This is a genomic window from Actinomadura sp. NPDC023710 (assembly GCF_040639875.1).
In the GTDB taxonomy this organism is placed as follows: domain Bacteria; phylum Actinomycetota; class Actinomycetes; order Streptosporangiales; family Streptosporangiaceae; genus Spirillospora; species Spirillospora citrea.
The window spans coordinates 1-20,072 of the sequence record NZ_JBFAGB010000017.1 but is presented as its reverse complement, the minus strand read 5'-3'; the positions used below and the strand labels follow the sequence as shown (position 1 = coordinate 20,072).

22 protein-coding genes are annotated in these 20,072 nt (G+C 73.0%); 12 read left to right on the top strand and 10 right to left on the bottom strand.

Features of this window, described 5'->3' with window-relative positions; genetic code table 11:
• Positions 1-75: 75 nt before the first annotated feature.
• The 4 genes from AB0H37_RS20795 to AB0H37_RS20780 all read right to left on the bottom strand — a co-directional run bounded on the left by AB0H37_RS20795 (position 76) and on the right by AB0H37_RS20780 (position 3,537).
• Complete coding sequence (locus AB0H37_RS20795) at positions 76-597, bottom strand: YceI family protein (RefSeq protein ID WP_179832500.1); 522 nt, start codon at positions 595-597, stop codon at positions 76-78.
• Positions 598-619: 22 nt separating this feature from the next.
• Positions 620-1,411 (bottom strand): VanW family protein, encoded by a 792-nt coding sequence (locus AB0H37_RS20790; RefSeq protein ID WP_329095293.1) that lies wholly within the window; start codon positions 1,409-1,411, stop codon positions 620-622.
• Between the two features lie 238 nt (positions 1,412-1,649).
• Positions 1,650-1,880, bottom strand: a complete 231-nt coding sequence (locus AB0H37_RS20785) for a DUF6158 family protein (protein ID WP_179832498.1) — start codon at positions 1,878-1,880, stop codon at positions 1,650-1,652.
• Positions 1,881-1,914: 34 nt separating this feature from the next.
• Positions 1,915-3,537 (bottom strand): phosphatase PAP2 family protein, encoded by a 1,623-nt coding sequence (locus AB0H37_RS20780; protein ID WP_360614464.1) that lies wholly within the window; start codon positions 3,535-3,537, stop codon positions 1,915-1,917.
• Positions 3,538-3,647: 110 nt separating this feature from the next.
• Between AB0H37_RS20780 and AB0H37_RS20775 the strand changes: the two genes are divergently transcribed.
• The 3 genes from AB0H37_RS20775 to AB0H37_RS20765 all read left to right on the top strand — a co-directional run bounded on the left by AB0H37_RS20775 (position 3,648) and on the right by AB0H37_RS20765 (position 6,101).
• Positions 3,648-4,619: an ABC transporter permease gene (locus AB0H37_RS20775; protein WP_329095298.1), complete on the top strand. Its 972-nt coding sequence runs from the start codon at positions 3,648-3,650 to the stop codon at positions 4,617-4,619.
• Positions 4,612-5,403, top strand: a complete 792-nt coding sequence (locus AB0H37_RS20770; protein ID WP_329095300.1) for an ABC transporter ATP-binding protein — start codon at positions 4,612-4,614, stop codon at positions 5,401-5,403. The genes AB0H37_RS20775 and AB0H37_RS20770 overlap by 8 nt, the downstream gene beginning before the upstream one ends.
• Before the next feature lie 176 nt (positions 5,404-5,579).
• Positions 5,580-6,101, top strand: coding sequence for a YbhB/YbcL family Raf kinase inhibitor-like protein (locus AB0H37_RS20765; RefSeq protein WP_329098401.1), 522 nt, complete (start codon positions 5,580-5,582; stop codon positions 6,099-6,101).
• A gap of 51 nt (positions 6,102-6,152) precedes the next feature.
• On the opposite strand, the gene AB0H37_RS20760 is transcribed toward AB0H37_RS20765, so the two are convergent.
• On the bottom strand, positions 6,153-6,656 hold the full coding sequence (locus tag AB0H37_RS20760) for a MarR family transcriptional regulator (RefSeq protein ID WP_329095302.1): 504 nt from the start codon (positions 6,654-6,656) through the stop codon (positions 6,153-6,155).
• 82 nt (positions 6,657-6,738) lie between these two features.
• On the opposite strand from AB0H37_RS20760, the gene AB0H37_RS20755 reads away from it, so the two are divergent.
• Positions 6,739-7,428, top strand: coding sequence for a DUF4386 domain-containing protein (locus AB0H37_RS20755; RefSeq protein ID WP_360614462.1), 690 nt, complete (start codon positions 6,739-6,741; stop codon positions 7,426-7,428).
• A gap of 63 nt (positions 7,429-7,491) precedes the next feature.
• On the opposite strand, the gene AB0H37_RS20750 is transcribed toward AB0H37_RS20755, so the two are convergent.
• A complete protein-coding gene (locus AB0H37_RS20750; protein WP_360614460.1) occupies positions 7,492-8,466 on the bottom strand; it encodes a helix-turn-helix domain-containing protein in 975 nt (324 codons plus the stop codon).
• Positions 8,467-8,525: 59 nt separating this feature from the next.
• Between AB0H37_RS20750 and AB0H37_RS20745 the strand changes: the two genes are divergently transcribed.
• Positions 8,526-9,719: an MFS transporter gene (locus tag AB0H37_RS20745; RefSeq protein WP_360614458.1), complete on the top strand. Its 1,194-nt coding sequence runs from the start codon at positions 8,526-8,528 to the stop codon at positions 9,717-9,719.
• 49 nt (positions 9,720-9,768) lie between these two features.
• Here AB0H37_RS20745 and AB0H37_RS20740 read toward each other — a convergent pair whose 3' ends face one another.
• Positions 9,769-11,055 (bottom strand): lysine 2,3-aminomutase, encoded by a 1,287-nt coding sequence (locus AB0H37_RS20740; RefSeq protein WP_179838371.1) that lies wholly within the window; start codon positions 11,053-11,055, stop codon positions 9,769-9,771.
• Between the two features lie 400 nt (positions 11,056-11,455).
• On the opposite strand from AB0H37_RS20740, the gene AB0H37_RS20735 reads away from it, so the two are divergent.
• The 6 genes from AB0H37_RS20735 to argS all read left to right on the top strand — a co-directional run bounded on the left by AB0H37_RS20735 (position 11,456) and on the right by argS (position 17,243).
• Positions 11,456-12,181, top strand: coding sequence for a DUF998 domain-containing protein (locus tag AB0H37_RS20735; RefSeq protein ID WP_329095313.1), 726 nt, complete (start codon positions 11,456-11,458; stop codon positions 12,179-12,181).
• The gene (locus tag AB0H37_RS20730; protein WP_360614456.1) at positions 12,178-13,086 is read left to right on the top strand and encodes an alpha/beta hydrolase; all 909 of its coding nucleotides are present in this window, start codon (positions 12,178-12,180) and stop codon (positions 13,084-13,086) included. Before AB0H37_RS20735 ends, AB0H37_RS20730 begins: the two co-directional genes overlap by 4 nt.
• A complete protein-coding gene (locus AB0H37_RS20725; RefSeq protein WP_329095317.1) occupies positions 13,083-13,454 on the top strand; it encodes a hypothetical protein in 372 nt (123 codons plus the stop codon). Before AB0H37_RS20730 ends, AB0H37_RS20725 begins: the two co-directional genes overlap by 4 nt.
• A 102-nt stretch (positions 13,455-13,556) precedes the next feature.
• Positions 13,557-13,970 (top strand): hypothetical protein, encoded by a 414-nt coding sequence (locus AB0H37_RS20720; RefSeq protein WP_179838368.1) that lies wholly within the window; start codon positions 13,557-13,559, stop codon positions 13,968-13,970.
• Positions 13,971-14,095: 125 nt separating this feature from the next.
• Positions 14,096-15,445, top strand: a complete 1,350-nt coding sequence (gene plsX, locus AB0H37_RS20715; RefSeq protein ID WP_360614454.1) for a phosphate acyltransferase PlsX — start codon at positions 14,096-14,098, stop codon at positions 15,443-15,445.
• Between the two features lie 52 nt (positions 15,446-15,497).
• The gene (gene argS, locus AB0H37_RS20710; protein ID WP_360614452.1) at positions 15,498-17,243 is read left to right on the top strand and encodes an arginine--tRNA ligase; all 1,746 of its coding nucleotides are present in this window, start codon (positions 15,498-15,500) and stop codon (positions 17,241-17,243) included.
• 27 nt (positions 17,244-17,270) lie between these two features.
• Here the strand turns inward: argS and AB0H37_RS20705 are convergent, their stop codons facing one another.
• Both AB0H37_RS20705 and AB0H37_RS20700 read right to left on the bottom strand, forming a co-directional pair.
• Complete coding sequence (locus tag AB0H37_RS20705; protein WP_329095323.1) at positions 17,271-18,233, bottom strand: LLM class flavin-dependent oxidoreductase; 963 nt, start codon at positions 18,231-18,233, stop codon at positions 17,271-17,273.
• Positions 18,230-18,475: a DUF2630 family protein gene (locus AB0H37_RS20700; protein ID WP_179832489.1), complete on the bottom strand. Its 246-nt coding sequence runs from the start codon at positions 18,473-18,475 to the stop codon at positions 18,230-18,232. The genes AB0H37_RS20705 and AB0H37_RS20700 overlap by 4 nt, the downstream gene beginning before the upstream one ends.
• A gap of 2 nt (positions 18,476-18,477) precedes the next feature.
• Here AB0H37_RS20700 and AB0H37_RS20695 point away from each other — a divergent pair, with 2 nt between their 5' ends.
• Positions 18,478-19,467 carry a hypothetical protein gene (locus AB0H37_RS20695; RefSeq protein WP_360614450.1) on the top strand — a complete coding sequence of 330 codons (990 nt, stop codon included), beginning with the start codon at positions 18,478-18,480 and terminating at the stop codon, positions 19,465-19,467.
• 62 nt (positions 19,468-19,529) lie between these two features.
• On the opposite strand, the gene AB0H37_RS20690 is transcribed toward AB0H37_RS20695, so the two are convergent.
• A partial coding sequence (locus AB0H37_RS20690) for an aldehyde dehydrogenase family protein (RefSeq protein WP_360614448.1) occupies positions 19,530-20,072 on the bottom strand: 543 nt, incomplete at its 5' end.

Below are 20,072 nucleotides of genomic sequence, written 5' to 3'. Positions count from 1 at the left end.
GCGGTGATCAAGCACCCTAGTGCATTCGATCTTCAGCGGCGGAGGAACCTGGGGCCCGGCGCCGCCGGGCGGGGCCTACTCGGGCAGGCGGACGTCGAACTCGACCTCGATCTCGTCGGCGAGCCGGAGCGCGCCGAAGAACGCCGAGTAGGGCTTGATGCCCCAGCGGCTCTGCTCGACGGTGACGCCGCCGCGCACCCGCTCGCCGTCCCGGGCCGCCGCGAGCCGCACCGGCTTGACCCGGCCCATGATCGTCAGGTCGCCCTCGACGGCGTCCTCGCCGATCGCGGTGGAGACGAACCGGATCTGCGGATACCGCCGGACGTCCAGGACCTTCCGCAGGTTCTTCACGATCTCCGCGCGGTCCTGGTCGGTGAGCGGCTTCACACCGCCGGCGCCCTCCCGCACCTCCAGCCCGTCCACCTCGACGGTCACCTCGACCGACGAAGCCTCCAGGGGCTCGCGCGCCTCGACCGCCGCCGACCAGCGCGCGGCCTCGATGGTCAGGTCGTGCCCCGCGCGCCGGCCGAGGCCGCTGCGCCCCGTCCGGACGAGCAGCCGCCCGTCTTCCGGCCCGAGCTCGAACGTTCCCTCCATGCATCCCACCCTGCCACGCGGATCAGAGGCACTCCACCTCGGGCTGCGGGCGGTACTCGGTGTGGAACCTCTCACGGCGAACCTCGCGCCCATCGGCGAGCAGCATCCGCCACACGTCGACCTCGAAGCCCTCCCGGCCCGCCATGGGGATGCACTCGCCGCCGCGGCCCACGGCCGACTCGAACGGCCTGAAGCCGTAGCGGTCGGACGTCTGCGACCGCACCTCGTACCTCCGCCGGCCCCACAGGTTCACCGTCAGCGACGTCGCCGAGTAGGTCACCTGGATCCGCACCGACTCGCCGGTGTCGTTCCTCCAGGCGAAGTCGAGCTGCGGATAGAACACCGCGGCCTCGCGCCCTTCCGGGTACTCCGGCATCCACAGGGTGTGGGCGCGTGCCTTCCGGATGTCCAGCCCGGCCAGGAACACCGCGTTGTACAGCGTCGTGGACACCTGGCAGATGCCGCCGCCCACGTCGTCCGCCAGCCGCGAGCCCATGATCGCGGGCGCGGGCACGTACCCGCGGCTCCGGGTGCGGGGCCCGACGGCGTCGTTGAACGAGAACGTCGCGCCGGGCTCGACGACCTGACCGTCCAGGGCCCGCGCGCCGAGCTCGATGTTGTGGACGCGGGGCTCCCCCGCCGCGAACCGCGTGGTGAACGTGCTCATCAGGCGCTCGGGCGGCAGCGCGCCGGGCCCGCCCCGCCTGGCCGCGTCGCGGTGCGGCACGGTGAGCGCCGCCGACACCCCGGAGAGCCGCGGGCCCTCCAGGTAGGCGCCCAGCAGGAGCCCCGTCGACGCGGCGGTGCCCGCCACGATGGGCCACCAATGCCGGACGCCGTGCCGTAGCCGCTTGCGGCGCCCCCGTCCCTCCCGACGGCGCCCAGGCCCGATCCGCCCCACCGACCACACCCCCCGACGATCCCAACGGGATCTTTCACGGACCCTGCCGCTCACCCGCGGCGGGCGCCCGCGCCTTTACCCGAACAGAACGAACGTCCGAACAACACGGGCCCCTCCGGGACGGCAGGCGTGGGGAGCGCGCCGGGCGCCGTCAGCGGGCGCGGGCCCCGTCGCGCATCCGCTCGGGGTCGATCTCCCGGCCGGGACGCCGGCGCAGGTACTCGGCCTCGAACTCGTTCATGCGCCGCGTGTGCTCGCCGTAGGCCTGGTCGGCGGCGTGCCGCAGCGCGTCCAACCTCGTCTCGTACAGGTGGCCGAGCTCACGGAGCAGGTCGTCGTCGCTGAGGTCGCCGGGCGCGACTCCCAGGTCACGGCTCGTCATCGTGTGATCTCCTCCTTCATGGACTTCCCGTGCCCTACCCGGTCACCGGGGCGTGAATCGTGAACACTCGGAGTGCACGGGGGTGCTTGCCGAAGCGCACCGCGCGCGGCAGCGACGCCAGCTCTCCGTCGCGCGCCAGCCGCAGATCACCGGTCGGCGAGACGACCTCCATGCCGGTCGTCCGCCACGAGCGGTACCCGGGCGTGACGCGCAGGTGGCCCGCGACGATCGCGGCGACCGCGCGGACGCGGGGCGCGCGGCTCCCGGTCGTGACCATGCGGACGTCGAGCTGCCCGTCGTCGAGGCGCTCGCGCCAGGTGGGCGCGGCGCCCCACGAGCCGAAGACGCCGTTGCCGACGAACGCCAGCCAGACCCGCCGGCGCCTGCCGTCCACCATCAGCTCGACGGGCTCGGAGTGCCGCAGCGTGCGGACGGCGGCGACCGCGAGCGCGGGCCACTTCCCGATCCGCCTCTCCAGCCGGACGCGCCGGTCGACCACCTCGGTGTAGGCGCCGATGCTCGCGGTGTTGAGGAACACCTGCTCCGCCCCGTCCCCCGCCTCGGCGGACAACGGCGTCACGTAGGAGACGTCGGCGCGGCCGACGCGGCCCTCCCGGTAGGCCCTGATCGCCTGCGCCGCGGTCTCCACGCCGACCGCGCGGGAGAAGTGGTCGAACGTCCCGCCGGGGACGACCAGCAGCGGGACGTCGCGGCCCAGCGCGGCCCGCGCGGCCGCGCTCACGGTGCCGTCGCCGCCGACCACGGCCAGCACGTCGGCCCGCTCGGCGGCCTCGGCGCACGCCTTGTCGACGTCCCCGCCCGGCTCCAGCCGGACGATCTCCGCCGCGGGCAGCTCGGCCTCGATCAGCGCGAGCGCGATCTCCGAACGTCGCGGGAGGATCCCGGCCTCCGGATCGACCGAGGGGCCCGAGGCCAGGTTGACGACGGCCACCACGCCCCGCCCGTCCTGGGCGACTCGCACGTTCCCGTCCCCGGCCGGGGCCACGCGCGCCACCGGAGGCCGGGAGGGCCACACCAACCGCGTCCCGATCCCGGCGAGCGCGCCGATCCCGAGCCCCGCCATGACGTCGCCCGGATAGTGGGCGCCGGTGTAGATGCGGGAGAAGGCCACCGCCGCCGCCGTCGCCGCGACCGGGACGCCCACCGCCGCCGGCGCCTCCAGCGCGACGCCGGTCGCGAACGCCGCGGCCGAGGCCGAGTGCCCGGAGGGGAAGGCGTGCGACGTCGGCAGCTTCCACCGGATCCGGATCGGGGGGACGAGGTCGACGACGGGCCGCCTGCGGCGGAAGGCCTGCTTTCCGACGATGTTCACCGCGGGGCTCGCCACGGCGATCGCGATGGCCCCGCGCAGCGCCGCGCGCCGCAGCCGGGGCCGTCCCGCGATCCCCATCGCGCCGGCCGCCGAGAACCACAGCACCCCGTGGTCGGCGAACCGCGACAGCCGCGGCAGGACGTACTCCAGCCCGCGCAGCCGCGCCGACGCCACCTGATCGAACGCCCACCGGTCCATCCGGCCGAGCCTGCGCAGGAGGGGGACGCTCTGCGGCCAGGCCCGGTGCTCCTGGGCCTGCCGCGACCGGCGCCGGGTGACGGATCGTGACGGCGCACAGGTGCGCCGGGAATGGTTGACGCGCATGTCCCGGGTATCCCCAGGGAGGCCGACATGATTCCGTAAAGATCTCAAATCGGGGGTCACATGCGGGCGAACGTCACTGTGGACTCAGCGACTGCAATAGGCTTCGCGACATGAGTCACCCGGAACGGCTCGGAACCCCGGGTGGCGAGTCGGTCGGGACGATCGCGGAGCATCCTCACGTGAACGGGACCCTGGCCGACTACGCCGCACGATACGGGCTGAGGCAGAGCGCTGCGCGCCCCCCGCTGCGCAAGTACATCCAAGATGTGTGGGATCGCCGGAACTTCATCTGGGCGTTCGCATCCGCCAAGAACATCTCGATGTACACCGACTCGCGACTGGGTCAGGTGTGGCAGCTGCTGACCCCGCTGCTGAACGCCGGCGTCTACTTCCTGATCTTCGGTCTGCTGCTGGACACCAAGCGCGGAGTGCCCGACTTCATTCCCTTCCTGGTGACCGGCGTCTTCCTGTTCGGGTTCACCCAGCGGTCGGTCACGTCGGGGTCCAAGTCCGTCGGCGACAACCTTTCGCTGATCAGAGCCCTGCACTTCCCGCGCGCCACCCTTCCCCTGGCGATCGCGATCGTGGAACTGCAGCAGCTGCTGCTCGCCCTGGTCGTCCTGTTCGTGATCGTGTTCGCGTTCGGCGAGCCGATCAGCTTCCAGATGCTGCTGTTCGTCCCGGTGATGGCGCTCCAGCTCATGTTCAACGTGGGCATCAGCATGGTCATGGCGCGGCTCGGGGCGTTCAACCGCGACATCACCCAGCTGCTGCCGTTCGTCATGCGGACCTGGCTCTACATGTCCGGCGTGATCTTCAGCCTGCCGTCGCTGATGAAGCCGGGCACCCGGCTGGCCGAGTACCCGTGGCTGGGCGAGCTGCTGCAGCTGAACCCGGCGTACGTGTACGTCGAGCTCAGCCGGCACGTCCTGCTCGGCGAGTACCGGAACTACGTCGGAGGTCTCGCGCACGCCACCTCGACGGGGCAGCTGTGGCTCTACGCGGTCGTGTGGGCCGCGGTGATGCTGGTGGGCGGGTTCCTGTTCTTCTACCGTGCCGAGGAGCGCTACGGCCGTGGCTGACACGAAGGTCCGCGGGACCGCCGCCATCGACCCGACCCGGGAGCCGATCGTCGTCGTCGACGACCTGCACATCGTCTACCGGGTGTACGGAGCGGGCGGCAAGGGCAACGCCGCGAGCGCGTTCTCGCGCGTCCTGCGCCGCAAGCACCGCCCGTCCATGACCGAGGTCCACGCGATCAAGGGGCTGTCGTTCGTCGCGTACCGGGGCGAGGCCGTCGGCATCATCGGCACCAACGGCTCCGGCAAGTCGACGCTGCTGAAGGCGATCGCGGGGCTGCTGCCCCCGCACCGCGGCGGCGTCTACACCGACGGGCAGCCGTCCCTGCTGGGCGTGAACGCGGCCCTGATGAAGGACCTCACCGGCGAGCGCAACATCGTCCTCGGCTGCCTCGCGATGGGCATGACCCCGGCGGAGACCCGCTCCAAGTACAAGGAGATCGTCGACTTCGCCGGGCTGAAGGAGGGCTTCATCCAGTACCCCATGCGGACGTACTCCTCCGGCATGGGCGCCCGCCTCCGGTTCGCGATCGCCGCGGCCAAGACCCACGACGTCCTGCTGATCGACGAGGCGCTCGCCACGGGCGACGCCAAGTTCCGGGTCAAGAGCAAGCGCCGCATCGAGGAGCTGCGCAACGACGCCGGCGCGGTGTTCCTCGTCGCGCACCAGCTCGACACGGTCAAGGACATGTGCGACCGCGTCATCTGGATCGACGAGGGCCGCATGCACATGGACGGCGACCCCGAAGAGGTCATCGCGGCCTACATCGAGGCGACCGGCAAGTAGCGCGCACCGGCAAGGGTGGCGCTGCGGCTGGGCGACACCCTCTGGTCGATGATCGGCGTGCCCGTTCACCCTGTTCGTCGACCGCTTCGTCGCCGAGTTCACGATGGCGGCCGTCAGAACGTGACGCCCCCTGGTAGAGATGGGGTGTCACGATGATCCTGATGGAGGAGGTCGCCATGCCCGGCAAGCCCCCGCTTCCGCACGAGCACCTGCCCGAGGTCCCCTCGTTCACGGTCGCCAGCGACGACGTCGCCGAGGGCGAGCGGCTCGCGGACCGGCACGTGTTCGACGACTGGGGTTTCAGCGGCGGCAACGAGTCCCCGCACCTGCGCTGGTCCGGGTTCCCGGACGCGACGAAGAGCTTCGCGGTGACCTGCTACGACCCGGACGCGCCGACCGGCAGCGGCTTCTGGCACTGGTCGCTGTTCGACATCCCCGCGAGCGTCACGGAGCTGCCCACGGGCGCCGGGACCGAGGACGCCAAGGTCGGCGTGCACGCCCGCAACGACTACGGGGTCAGGGCGTTCGGCGGCGCCGCCCCGCCGCCCGGCGACCCGCACCGCTACGTCTTCACCGTCCACGCGCTGGACGTGGAGTCGCTCGGCCTCGGCCCGGACACCTCCCCGGCCGTCGTGGGCTTCAACATCACCGCCCACACCCTGGCGCGCGCCACGATCGTCGCCGAGTTCGGCGTCTGACGCCGCCCGCACTCCGAGGCCGTCCCGGGTTCCGGGACGGCCTCGCGCGTCTCACCCTGGCCTGCGCCCCGGCCTGAGGTGCCGGAAGCCGGGGTGGATCCCCCTGCCGAGCCCCTGCTGCTCGGCGACGCGCTCCAGCAGCGCCTTCACGTCCTGGCGCTCGTCCTCCGACAGCGCCCGGCACATCTCCCTCTCGTGCGCCGCGCCCGCCTCCGCGAGCCTGGCGAGCAGGACGAAGCCCTCGTCGGTCAGGTACAGCGCGTAGAGGCGCCGGTCTTCGGGGTTGCGGCGGCGCTCGATGAGCCCCCGCTCCTCCAGCTCGTCCGCGAACGGGACGAAGCGGCTCGGCGGCATGCCGAGCTCGTCGGCGAGTTGCCGCTGGCTGCGGCCGGGGGCGCCGGCCAGCATGCGGAGCAGCCCGGCCTGCGGCGGGGTCAGGTCCAGCTCCGCGATCCGCTCGGCGAACCGGCCGGCCGCGTGCGCGCCCAGTTGGGCCAGCAGGAACGCCACCCCGACCTGGACCGGGGGACGACCCTCCTCATCGTTCATACCCATGTGGACATGATAGCCACTTGACAATCGTTCTGCTTTGTAATCATTATCGAGTGTATAGCGATGAACCCATCGAGGAGAGCTCATGACCACCGCATCCGTTCCGGAGCGTTCCGCGCCGTCCCGCCACCGCCCGCAGTCCGGGCCGCCGCTGCTCGTGCCCGTCCTGTCCTTCGCCGCGCTGACCGTCGGATACGTGATCGCCAACCGCGCCACGCCGCATCCGGACGCGCCGGGCGCCGAAGTGCTGCGGTACGCCCAGGAGCACGGCACCGCGATCAAGGCGGGCTCGTGGCTGCTGCTGGCCTCGGCGATCCCGCTGGCGCTGCTGGCCGCCGTCCTGTACCGCAGGCTGCGCGCGCTCGGCATCACCGCGCCGGGTTCGGCCATCACATTGGCGGGCGGGCTGCTGGCCTCGGTCGCGCTGACGCTGAGCGCGATGGCCGCCTGGACGGGCGGGCGGCTGCCGGACGACGCGAGCCCCGCGCTCGCCCGCGCGCTCGCCGACCTGTCGTTCCTGGCCGGCGGCCCCTTCTACGGCGCGGGCTTCGCGATGCTCGTGGCCGGGGTCTCGGTGACCGGTCTCCTCGCCGGGCTGCTGCCGCGCCCGCTGACCTGGATCGGGCTGGCCCTGGCCGCCGCCGGGATGCTGTCCACGCTGGCCCTGCTCGCCGACGGGTTCGCGCCGCTGCTGCCGGTCATCCGGTTCGGCGGGCTCCTGTGGCTGGTGGCCGCGGCCGTCCTGCTGCCCCGCACCCGCCGCAGGCGCGCGTGAGCGTCCGCGCCGAGGCCGTCCCGAGGCCCTGTCCGGGGCGGCCTCAGTCGGTTCCGTCGAGCGTCAGCCGGTTCCGATGAGGACGTCCCCCACGGCCGTCCGGCGGTAGAGGACGGAGCGGCCGCTGCGCTCGCGCGTGACGAGCCCGGACTCCCGCAGCACCGCGAGGTGGTCGCCGATCCCGCCGACGCTCATCCGGAGGCGGGCGCTCAGCCAGCTGGTCGTGGCGGGCTCGGCGAGCAGGCGCAGCAGCTCGGCCCGTGTGCGGCCCACCAGCCTGGCCAGAGCGTCCTCGCCGTGCGGCTCCCGGCTCTCCCAGAGCGCCGCCACTCCCCTGGCCCGGTACATCAGCGTGTACGGCCAGTCCTGTTCGAGCGCCGCGCCGAGTTCGGCGAAGACGACGGGGACGAACGTCAGCCCGGCGCCGCCGAGGCGGTAGGTGGCGTCGCCGTGGATGTCCGCCTCGATGACGCCGTCGCGCCAGCGCACCTTGCTGGACAGCCCGTCCAGCGCCGCCGCCCAGCCGTAGGCTGCCAGGCGTCCCGCGCGGTGGACGATGTCGCGTTCCAGGATCGAGCGCAGCACCGGCCAGTCCGGCTCCAGGAGGGCGCGCCAGGCCGTCTCCAGGCCCGCGGCGAGCCGCTCGACGACGTCGGGGGCCTCCAGCACCTCCCGGACGGCGGCGTCCGGCTCCGGCAGCCCCGCGAGGTTGCGGGCGAGCTCGCGGCGCGCCTGGCCGAGCGGTGTCGCCCGCACGGTCACCAGCTGATCGGCGACCGTGAGGTTCGGGCGGGCGGGCGGCGGGACGACGAAGTCGGCCATGTACCCGTGCGGGCGGCGCAGGAAGGCCAGCGCGCGCAGGGCCGGGTCCCCGGCCACCCGCCGGTACGCCGGGCGGACCCGCTCCGCCCAGGGTCCGAGCGGCCCGACCGGCATCCGGCCCGCGAGCACCCCGAGCGCGCTGTGCACCTCGATCAGGGGGGCGACCCCGAACCGGCTGGCCGCGAGGTCGCCGGGTCCCACCACGATGCGGTACATGTTTCGCTCCTCCCCGAAACATTGTCCAGGACGGTACCGGCGGCCGCACAGTCGCCGACATGGCCGCTCCTTCGACGACCTCCGCGCGGTACCGCGACGTCTTCGGCGTCCCCGAGTTCCGGACGCTGTTCTCCCTGCAGACGCTCCAGGTGGCCGGCGACTCGGTCCGCACCATCGCGCTGTCGGTCCAGACGTTCGAACGCACGGGCTCGCCCGTCGCGGCGGCGCTCGTCTTCGCCGCCGGAATGCTCCCGTACGTGGTCGGCGGCGCCCTGCTGCTCTCGCTCGCCGACCGCCTCCCGGCGCGGCGGCTGCTCACCGGCTACCACCTGCTGCGCCTGGCGGTCACGGCCGTCCTCGCGGTGGGCGGGCTCCCGCTGCCGCTGATCATGGCGCTGCTCGTCGCGGTGGGGCTGTTCGCCCCGGTCGGCAGCGCGAGCGTCCAGGCCCGGCTGCCCGTCCTGCTCCCCGGGGACGGCTACGTGCTCGGGCGGTCGCTGTTCACGATGACCAGCGCGGCCGCCCAGATCGCCGGCCAGGCCGCGGGCGGGCTGCTGCTGTCGGTGCTCACCCCGGCCGGGGCGCTCTGGCTCGCCGCCGCCGGCGCGGCGCTGGCCGCGGGCCTCGCCCGCTTCCGCCTCCCGGACGCGCCGGCGGCGTCCCGGCCCGCGTCCACGGGGGCGGCGCGGGCGACGTGGCGGACCAACCGGCTCCTGCTCGGCCGCCGCACGACGCGCGGGCTGCTCCTGGCCGGGTGGCTGCCGATCTCCCTGTCGGTGGGTGCGGAGGGGGTCGCGGTCCCGTACGCGGGGGAACTGGGGCGCCCGGACGCGGCCGGACTGCTGCTGTCGGCCGCCGCGGCCGGGATGTTCGCGGGCAATCTGGTGGCGGCGCGCTGGATCCGCCCGGACCTGCGGGAGCGCCTCGCGCTGCCGCTGGCCGCGCTGACCGGCGCGCCGCTCCTGCTGTTCGCCTTCGGGCCGGGCCTGCCGGCGGCGTGCGCGCTGATGGCGGCGGGGACGTTCGGGCTGGGCTACGAGCTGGTCGTCCAGCGGCGGCTCGTGGACGCGGTGCCCGAGGAGATCCGCGGGCAGGCGGTCGGCCTGTACGGCAGCGGCCTCATGACCGGCCAGGCGGTCGGCATCGGCGCGGCGGGCGCCCTCGGCGAGGCGATGGCGCCCGGTCACGTCATGGTGCTGTGCGGCGCCGCGACGCTGATCGCGTGCCTCTTCCTCCACCGGCCCCTTCGCTGAAGGGTGTGGCGTGCTCGCCCAGGAGCGGGCGAACACGCCACGGGCGGCCCTACACCTGCCAGGGGAAGCGTTCGGCGAACGCGGGCTTGAGGTCGTCCAGCCAGACGGCCTCAGGGTCGTACTGCGCGAAGAAGGGCTTGCCGACGAGATCGGCGTCGCGGCACTGGATGAAGTGCAGCGCGAAGGCCTTCTGGCCCGCGATCTCCACGACCCCGTCCACGCAGACCTTGCCGGGCGTGGCCGACATGGACGGGCCGCGGACGGTCCGGGACAGCCCTGAGACGTTCTTGTAGGCGTCGCGGAAGATGTCGTACGCCCGTGCCAGGGGGACGGCGAAGTAGTCCTGCGGCCCCGTGTCGCGCTCGACGAACATGTAGTAGGGGACGAGACCCATCCGGGTCTGCGTGCGCCACATGGTCTCCCAGACGGCGGGCTCGTCGTTGATCATCCGGATCAGCGGCGCCTGGGTGCGGATGATCGCGCCGGTGTCGCGGATGCGGCGGCACGCCTCGGCGACCATCAGGGGTTCGAGTTCGCGCGGGTGGGTGAAGTGCGCCATGAACGCCAGGTTCTTGCCCGAGGCGACGACCTGCTCGAACAGCCGGAGCATGTCGTCGGCGTCGGGGTCGGTGACGAACTTCTGCGGCCAGTACGCCAGCGACTTGGTCCCGATCCGGATGGATTCGAGCTGGTCGAGGTCGAGCAGCGGCTCGATGTAGCGGCGCAGCACCGGCTCGCCCATGATCATGGCGTCGCCACCGGTGAACAGGACGCTCGTCACCTCGGGGTGCGCGAGGAGGTACTGGCGCAGCGCGGCGGGCTCGTCCCCGGCCATCTTCAGGTCGGCCTCGCCGACGAACTGCGCCCAGCGGAAGCAGTAGGTGCAGTAGGCGTGGCAGGTCTGGCCCTGTTTGGGGAAGTACAGCACCGTCTCGTCGTACTTGTGCTGCATCCCGGGGATCTTGCCGTCCCCGAAGCTCGGGATGTTGAGCTCCATCTGGCCCGCCGGATGCGGGTTCAGCTTCATCCGCACCCGGTGGGCGGCGGCCTCGACCTCGGCCTTGGGCGCCTCGCGGCTCAGCAGGTCCGACAGGTGCGCGACGTCCTCCGCGGGGAGCATGTCCTCCTGTGGGAAGACCAGCCGGTAGATCGGATCGTCGGGAGCGGCCGACCAGTCGATGAGCTCTTCGATGACGTAGGCGTTCGTCCGGAACGGCAGTACCGTCGCCACCGCCCGGGTCGCGAGCCGCTGCGCGGGTGTCAGCCCCGCGCGAGCGGTGAGCTCGTCGAGGTGCTTCGCCGTGAAGGCGCGGAACTTGCGACCGGTCGATCGCATTGCGGGAGCCGCGTCGTTCACCAGTGTCACGTGTTGGTACTCCTTGCTGTCAGCGGGGAGGCGCACCCGGGCGCGCCGTCACGTACCGTGATCAGAACTGCTCGGGCCACCCTATTCAACCGTTTGGGGTGACTTCATGACTAATTGATACCCCCTGTCCGTCACTGACAAAGCCAAGGTCAGGACGATCCCGACAAATGGCCTGGTCATCATCGTTGAAGCCCCATGTCTTGTCCAACGACTACGGGACGTCAACTTCTCCCTCAGCCCGCGTTAAGCCTCCGGCCAGCGGATACTCCGTTAGAGCCGACCCAGGTCACGTACCTGCGTCCGGTTCGGAAATACTGGGGGCGGGTAGGACCGATCGGCGCACGGGAGCGTGCGGGCGTGAGGGGGCCGGGTGGACTCTGACCAGCGGGGCGGGCCGGGTGTCGTCCCCATGCGCCTGATCGTCCTCGCGGGGCTGGCCTCGGTCACCTACGCGAGCTTCGTGCTGGAGAACGCCCTCAGCCCCAAGCTGGACTTCTTCAACGGCTACGTGAGCGAGCTGTCGGCCTCCGACCAGCCGTACCACTTCGTCTACAGCGCCGGCGACCTCATCACCGGAGTGCTGTCGATCCTGGTGGCGGCCGGGACGCTCCGCAAGCTCACCCGCAAGCCCCTCGCCACCGCCGGATGGGTGTTCCTCGCGCTGTTCGGCGTGTGCGCCATCGGCGACGCGTCCTTCCCCCTGGACTGCGCACCGAGCCTGGAGACCTGGTGCGCCCTCCGGGAACGCTCCGAGAACGTGTCGTTCTCCCACGAGTTCCACTCGGTGACCAGCAGCGCCGTGATCGTCTGCGGGGTGGCCGCGCTGCTGCTGCTGTCCCTGGCCGCCCGCCGGTACGGCTGGTGGCCCGCCCTGGCCCGCTGGGGCTGGTTGCTGGCGCTCGCCGAGTCGGTGGCCGCGCTCGGGACGCTGGTGGCGATGTACATGGGGCAGTGGCTCGGGGTCGTCCAGCGCGTCCAGATCGGCATCCTGTGCTTGGGGCTGCTGACCATCGCGTGGGCGCTGTACTCCGACCGGCGGGACGCGGCGCGCGAGGCACGGAACGCGTCGGCCGCGCGGGAGGAGGCGTGCCTGTGAGCCGCACGGACGGCGGGACGGACGGCGGGACGCACAGCGGCCCCGGCGAGATCGTGAACGTGGGCGGCGAGCAGGTGCACGTCGTCGAGTCGGGCCCGGCGGACGGGCCGCCGCTGCTGCTCAGCTCCGGGCTGGGCGGCGCCTGGTTCGACTGGGAGCCGTCCGTCGCGCTGCTCCGGGAGGGGCACCGGGTGATCGTCTACGACCGTCCGGGCCTCGGGCTCAGCCCCGCCGCCGCCGCACCGCCCTCGCTGCGCCGCGACACCGCCGTCATGGGGGCGCTGGCGGAGCGGGCCGGCCGGCCGGTGACCGTCCTCGGGCACTCGATGGCCGCGTTCGCCGCCGAGGCACTGGCCAGGACGCGCCACCGGCTCGTGCGGGGCATGGTGCTGCTCGATCCGAGCTACGAGGGCGACGCGTGGGTGCCCGTGCGGCTGGCCGCCGCGCTGGCCCCGCTCGCCGCGGCGGCGGGCGTGGTGCTCGGCGCGACCCGGCTGGCGCGGGCCGCCGGGCCGTTCGGCCGCCGGATGATCCTCAAGCGCACCAGCCTCCGGGACGAGGCCGTCCCGGAGGAGGTCGTGCGGTCGGTGTACGGGCGCGGGACGGTGCTCGGCGCCGTCCTCGCGGAGGAGCTGGCCTACCGGGAGATGGCCGCCGACCTGGCGGCGCTGCGCGAGCGGCGCCCCTTCCCGCCCGTCCCGCTGGCCGTCGTGACCGCGCTGGGCGACGTGGACGGCGACGACCGCAAGCGCGCCTGGGCCGAGGCGCACGAGCGGCTCGCCGGCATGACGCCGCACGGCATGCGGATCGAGCTCCCGGACGCCCTGCACATGCTCCCGCTCGACCGTCCCGACGCGGTGGCCGACGCGGTCGCCGGCCTCGGCCGGATGGAGGGGGCCGCGTGAGTCGCCTTCCCGCCGTCGTGCTCGCCGTCCTGCTGGCCGTGACGATGTCCGGCTGCAAGGTCATGCAGAGGATCTCCGACGGGGCCTACCGCAACGCCGTCACCGACGGGGTCGTGGACGAGCTGGACGCGCGGGGCATCGAGCTGCGCGAACGCCCCGACTGCGAGTCGCCGGGGCGTGAGACCGACTCGGTGGTGCGCGTCGACTGCACGGCCCGGACCACGACCGGGGAACCGGTCACCGTGGCGGGGATCGCCCGCGACGCCGACACCGAGCGTCCACGCGAGTCCTACGTGGTCACCGTCGGCGGTCGCGAGGTGCTCCGCAAGGACTGCCTCGGCCTCGGCTGCGAGCATCCGAACGGCTGACCGGGCAACGAATCCGCATACGGAACGGAAAAACCCAACACGCAGTGCATACACCCCCGTACCGTCGGTGACGTAGCGAGTGTGAAGATTCCCAGCGTGAAGATGCCGCGCCTCAAGATCGGCCGCAAGCCGGCCCTGATCCTGGGGTCCGCCGCACTCCTCGTGATCGCCGCGGTGGGCGGCGGCGCGTTCCTTCTGCTGTCGGGCGGCGAGGAGTTGCACTACAAGACCCAGGCCGCGCTGCGCAAGGCGCTTCCCGTGACCGCCGCCGCCGAGCTGCACCAGCACGGCGTGCGGCTGGGGGCGCCGCTGCGGTGCGCGGACCTGCCCGGCTGGACGAAGAAGAAGATGCGGGTGTCCTGCACCGGCATGACCTCGGACGAGAAGCCGGTCGAGGTCATCGGCAGCGGTGAGCAGGAGACGCGCAGGAACTACTACACGATCCTCGTGGACGGCCGGCCGGTCGTGGAGAACGCGTCGTGCCTGGGCGCCGACTGCCGGAAGCAGGAGGGCTAGGGCCGGCGGCGTGAGGATCGCCACTCCGGGCGTGGGGCGCCAAGGCAGGTGAAAGGACGCCATACGATGCGATGAGCTGCGTTCTTGCGGCCCACCGTCTTTCCTTTCGTCCTCCTGGAGCGGCCATGACCGGCACAGGCGAGCCGTCGCGGCCCGTGACGCCTCGCCCGGCGGAGCCCGGCCCGCCGGTGCCCGGCCCCGCGGCGCCCCGCACCGTACCGCCTCGCCCGGACCCGCCTCGCACGAGCCCGGCGCCGCCGCGGGCCGCTCCGCCGCCGCCGAGGAACACCGAACCGCGCCCGGCGCCGCGCCGCCCGGCGACGGTGCGCCCGCTGCCGATCGCGGTCGACACGATGGGCGGCGACCACGCCCCCGAGGAGATCATCGCGGGGGCGGTGGCCGCGGTCCGCGAGCACGGCGTCCGCTTGGTGCTGGTCGGGCGGGCGACGCGGATCCGGCGGGAGCTGGACCTGCACGGCGTCCTCGGGACGATCCCGATCGTGCACGCCGACGAGGCCCTGGACATGGGCGAGGGCGCGCTCGCGAGCTGGCGCAAGCCCCGCTCCTCCATCGCGATCGCCTGCCATCTGATCAAGCAGGGGCGGGCGTCGGCGCTGGTGTCGGCGGGCAGCACCGCCGGGGTGGTGGCGACGTCGCGGCTGCGGCTCAAGGGCCAGCAGGGCGTGATGCGGCCGGCGATCGCGGTGGCGCTGCCGACCCGGCCGCGCCCCACGATCCTGCTGGACGCGGGCGCCACCGCGGACGTCAAGCCGGAGGGGCTCGTCCAGTTCGCCGCGCTCGGCACCGCGTACGCGCAGATCCTGCTCGGGGTGGACCGCCCGTCCGTGGGCCTGCTCAACATCGGCACCGAGCCGGGCAAGGGCAACAAGCTCACCAAGCGGGCGCACGAACTGCTCGCGACCGGCAGCCACGGCATCGAGTTCGCCGGGAACGTCGAGGGCCACGACCTGCTGGGCGGGCGCGTCGACGTCATCGTCGCCGACGGGTTCACCGGGAACATCGCGCTCAAGACCGTGGAGGGCACGGTCGCCACGGCGTTCACGGAGATCCGCGACGCGATGACCTCCACCCCCGCCGCGCGGATGGGAGCGCTGCTGCAGCGGCGCCGCCTCCAGGACCTGCGCGACCGCCTCGACCCCGACACCTACGGCGGCGGCGTCCTGCTCGGCCTGAACGGGACGGTCGTGATCGCGCACGGCGCCTCCCGCGCCCGCGCCATCACCTCGGCCTGCGACCTGGCGCACCGGCTGGCCGCCGGACGGATCGTCGAGCGGATCCGCGAGCAGGTCGCCGCGACCCGCACGTCCCGGTTCGGGCGCTGGACGCACGGCGAGCGCGACGGCGACAGGCCCGCCGAGAGACCGGCCGACCGGCCCGGCGAGAAGGTCCCGGAGATCCCCTCCCCCGCCGGCGACACCGTCCCCGACCGCAAAGAGCCGCCCGCCGCGCCCTAGCCTCGCGCAAAACCGATTCCGGGCCTTGGCGCGTCGCCGATAACCTTGGAGCATGCCCGATCCGCAACTCGTAGTCGCCGCCCGGGTCCAGGCCGCGCTGAGCGCCGCATTCGGACCGTCGTACGCGGACACCGACCCGGTCATCCGGCCGTCGCAGTTCGCCGACCTTCAGGCCAACGTGGCGCTGCCGCTGGCCAAGAAGCTGGGCCGCAGGCCGCGAGAGGTGGCCGAGGAGATCACGGCGAACCTCGACACCGCGGGCGTCGTCTCGGAGGTGCAGGTCAGCGGACCCGGGTTCATCAACCTGACGCTCAGCGACGGGTGGATCGCCGGTGAGGCGCAGCGGGCCCTGGAGGACGAGCGGCTCGCCGTCCCCCTCGCGGACAAGCCGCAGAAGGTCGTCGTCGAGTACTCCTCCCCGAACGTGGCGAAGGAGATGCACGTCGGGCACCTGCGGACCACGATCGTCGGCGACGCGATCGCGCGGATCCTGGCGTTCCTCGGGCACGAGGTCGTCCGGGACAACCACGTCGGCGACTGGGGCACCCCGTTCGGCATGCTGATCGAGCACCTGCTCGACCTCGGTGAGGACGCCGCCGCGCGGGACGACTCGTCCGTCAGCGACCTGACCGCCTTCTACCAGGCCGCGCGGCAGAAGTTCGAGAGCGACGAGACGTTCGCCGACCGGTCCCGGCGGAGGGTCGTCGCGCTCCAGGCCGGCGACGCCGAGACGCTGCGGCTCTGGAACGTCCTCGTCGAGGTGTCGAAGCGGTACTTCAACTCCGTCTACGGGCGGCTCGGCGTCACCCTCACCGACGACGACATCAAGGGCGAGAGCTACTACAACGACCTGCTGGCACCGACCGCGCGGGAGCTGGAGGACAAGGGCATCGCGGTGATCAGCGACGGGGCGCTGTGCGCGTTCCCGCCCGGGTTCACCGGCCGCGAGGGCGAGCCCCTCCCCGTGATCATCCGCAAGAGCGACGGCGGCTACAACTACTCCACCACCGACCTCGCCACGATCCGGTACCGGGTCGACACCGAGCACGTCGACCGGATGGTCTACGTGGTCGGGGCGCCGCAGTCGCTGCACTTCCAGATGGTGTTCGCCGTCGCGCGGATGGCGGGCTGGCTGAACGACGAGGTGAAGGCCGAGCACGCGCAGATCGGCAACGTCCTCGGCACCGACGGCAAGATCCTGCGGACGCGGGCGGGCGGCACCGTCAAGCTGTCGGAGCTGCTGGACGAGGCGGTCGAGCGCGCCGGCGCCGTGTTCGACGAGATCCAGCACGACGAGCCGTTCGACGACGCGACCCGGGCCGGGATCGTCCAGGCGGTCGGCATGGGCGCGGTGAAGTACGCCGACCTGTCGGTGGCGCGCGACAGCGAGTACACCTTCGACTTCGACCGGATGATCTCGTTCAACGGCAAGACGGGCCCGTACCTGCAGTACGCGACCGCGCGGATCCGGTCGATCTTCCGGAAGGGCGGCGTGGCCCCCGAGGACGCGACCGGCCCCATCACGCTCACCCACCCGGCCGAGCGCGCGCTGGCGCTGGAGCTGCTCGGGTTCGGCGCCGTGCTGAAGCAGGCCGGCGAGACCGCCGAGCCGCACCGGCTGGCGAGCTACGTCTACTCGGTCGCCGACGCCTACACGACGTTCTACGAGAACTGCCCCGTGCTGAAGGCCCCCGACGAGGAGACGAGGGCGTCGCGGCTGGCGCTGTGCGCGGCGACGCTGCGCACGCTCGTCACCGGCCTCGGCCTCCTCGGCGTCCCCACCCCCGAGCGCATGTGAGGCGGGCGCCGGCCGCGGCGCCGCACGTCATGGCACGCTCGTACCGTGGGGCGATGGCTGACCGGCCCGTGACGGGGCCTCCGGCCGTGGCCCGCCCTGCGCGGGCCCGGCCCGTTCGCGGGTGACCTGCTCCCGGACGGCCGGGACGATCTCCATGGCGAACACCTGGAGCTGCTCGGGATTGCCGCCGTACAGGAACGAGTCGACGCCGTGCCCGATGGCCAGCTCGGTCAGTTCGTAGATCCACTGGCGCGGCGGGCCGTGCAGGAAGCCCCGCGACTCCCGCCCGTCGACGTCCCCTTCGAGGACGTAGACGCGGCGGATCTCGCCGGGCCCCCGACCGGCCCTGAGCGCGGCGTCGTCGAGGCGGCGCTGCCCGTCCGCGAGCCGCTTCGGCGGGACGAGCGACGACGGCGCGATCCAGCCGTCGGCGACCCTTCCGGCGAGGTCGAGGCCGCGCGGACCGGTGACGCCCAGCCAGATGCCGATCTGGTGCGCGGGCGCCGGGCCCGCCTGCGACGCCGCGAACCGGTAGTGCTCGCCCGCGAACCGGAGCCCGTTCTGGTCGCTCCAGTGCAGCCGGATGAGCTGCACGGCCTCCTCCAGGGCACGGCGCGACGCCGCGCCGGCCAGGCGCGGCCCGCCGTAGACCTCGACGCCGCCCGGCTCCATCCCCGTGCCGAGACCGAGTTCGGCACGGCCGCCGCTGAGCCGGTCCATCGTCGCGATCGCCTTGGCGAGCGCGGCGGGCGGGCGCAGCGGCAGGCACGCCACGGCGGGCAGCACCCGGATCCGGGACGTGCCGGCCAGCACGGCCGCCATCAGCGCGAGCGCGTCGGCGGTGTCGCGCCGGTACGGCTGGTCGCGGATCCCGAGCAGGTCGAGCCCGCACCGGTCCGCCTCCTGGGCGATGCGGACCAGCGGCGCGGAAGCGTCCGGGGCGAGGGACAGGCCGAACCGCAGCGGGCGCCTCGGTCGAGGCGGGGTCACTGCAGGTAGCCTTCGACCTCGTCCGGCGGCCGGACCTCGGCGCCGCCGGGGTCCTCGCCGGCCTCAAGCCTGGCCCGGCGGCGGCGCAGCAGGTCCCAGCACTGGTCGAGCGCGACCTCCAGCCGTTCCAGCCGCCGGTGCTCCTCCTCGCGGTCGAGCTCGTCGCGCTGGTACCGCTCGCGGAGCCGGCGCTCCTCCCCCACGAACGCGTCGATGCGGGCCAGGATGTCCTTCTCGTCCATCGGTGGCTCAGCGCTCGCGGCCGGCATCGGTGAGCCCGCTCAGGAACCCGCCGTCCGTCCGGGTCGAGTGCTGGAGCGAGTTGGTCTTCGGCTCCACCACGGACGGCGGCGGCGCGGGCCGCGCGGGCGTCTTGCGGGCCGACGACGCGGACTTGGCGGCCCCCGATCCGGCCGCCCCCTTCGCGGCGCCGGACCGTGTGCTCGCGCTCGTCCGCGACGACGTCGTCTTGCGGGCGGCGCTGGTCCTTGACTTGGGCGCGGCCGTCTTCCGTGCCGTGCCCGCCGTCTTCGCCGTGCCCGCCGTCTTCGCCGTTCCCGACGCCCTGGCCGTGCCCGAGGTCTTCGCCGCGCTCGCCGTCCGCGACGTGGCCGCCCTGGACGTGGACTTGCGCGCCGTGGACGTCTTCGCGGCACCCGCCCGGCCCGACGCCGTCGTCCTGGAGCGGCTCGACGCCGCCGTGGTGGACTTCCGGGCCGTGGTCCGGCTCGTGCCGCTCCGGCTCGCCGCCGTGGTCTTCCTCGCCGTCGTGGCGCGGGTCCCCGTCGGCTTGGCGGTGGTGATGACCTTCGCCGCCGCGTCCATCGCCTTGGCGGCGTCGGACATGGCCTTGGTCGCGCTGGTCATCGCCTTGGTCATCGCCGTCATGGCCTTGGCCGACGAGGACGCCTTGGTCGCCACCGACTTCATCTGCGTCGCGGCGGTCTTGGCCTGGCTCGCGGCCTTGGTGACGCGGGTCGCGGCCGTCGACGACGACACCGAGCGGCTGGACGCCGCCGGCTTCCTCGCCGTACTGCTCCTGGTCGCGGTCGTGCGGCTGGTCGTGCGGCTGGTCGTGGACCGCGACGGCGCCTTGGCCGCCGAGGTCCGTTTGGCCGCCGGTTTCTTGGCGGCGGTGGACTTGGTCGCTGATGTGCTCTTCGTACGGGCGGCCGTCCCTCGGCTCGCCGTACGCGATGCGGTCTTGGTAGGCACTGATCTCCCCCCACTGTGATCAGTTACGGGGAGATCTATTCCACACTTCGTGACCCTCTACACACGCAGCGCCATTTCAGCTCAGACGCCCACCGGATGCCAGACGGTCTTGGTCTCCAGGAACGCGGTCATGCGTGTGGTTCCCGGTTCGGCGGTCCAGTCGTCGCCCGTGGGGCGCAGAACGCGCTTGAGGTTCCCGGCCGCCTTGTCCTCCAGCTCCTGTACGTGCTCGGGGAGCGCGCCGGCGAGGTCGAGGGCGTTGATGTCCATGTGGGCGGCCAGCCAGGGTGTGATCTCGGTGCGGTGGCCGGTGAGGAGGTTGACGACACCGCCCGGCAGGTCGGAGGTCGCCAGGACCTCGGCGAGGGTGATGGAGGGCAGCGGCGCCGGTTCGGACGCGATGACCACGGTGGTGTTGCCGGACACGATGACGGGGGCCAGGACGGATACCAGGCCGAGTAGCGGCGAGTCGGGTGCGACGACGGCGACGACGCCGGTGGGTTCGGGGGTGGAGAAGTTGAAGAACGGCCCGGAGACGGGGTTGGCGGCGCCGGTGACGGCGGTGAGTTTGTCGGCCCAGCCGGCGTACCAGACCCAGCGGTCGACGGCGGCGTCCACCTGGGT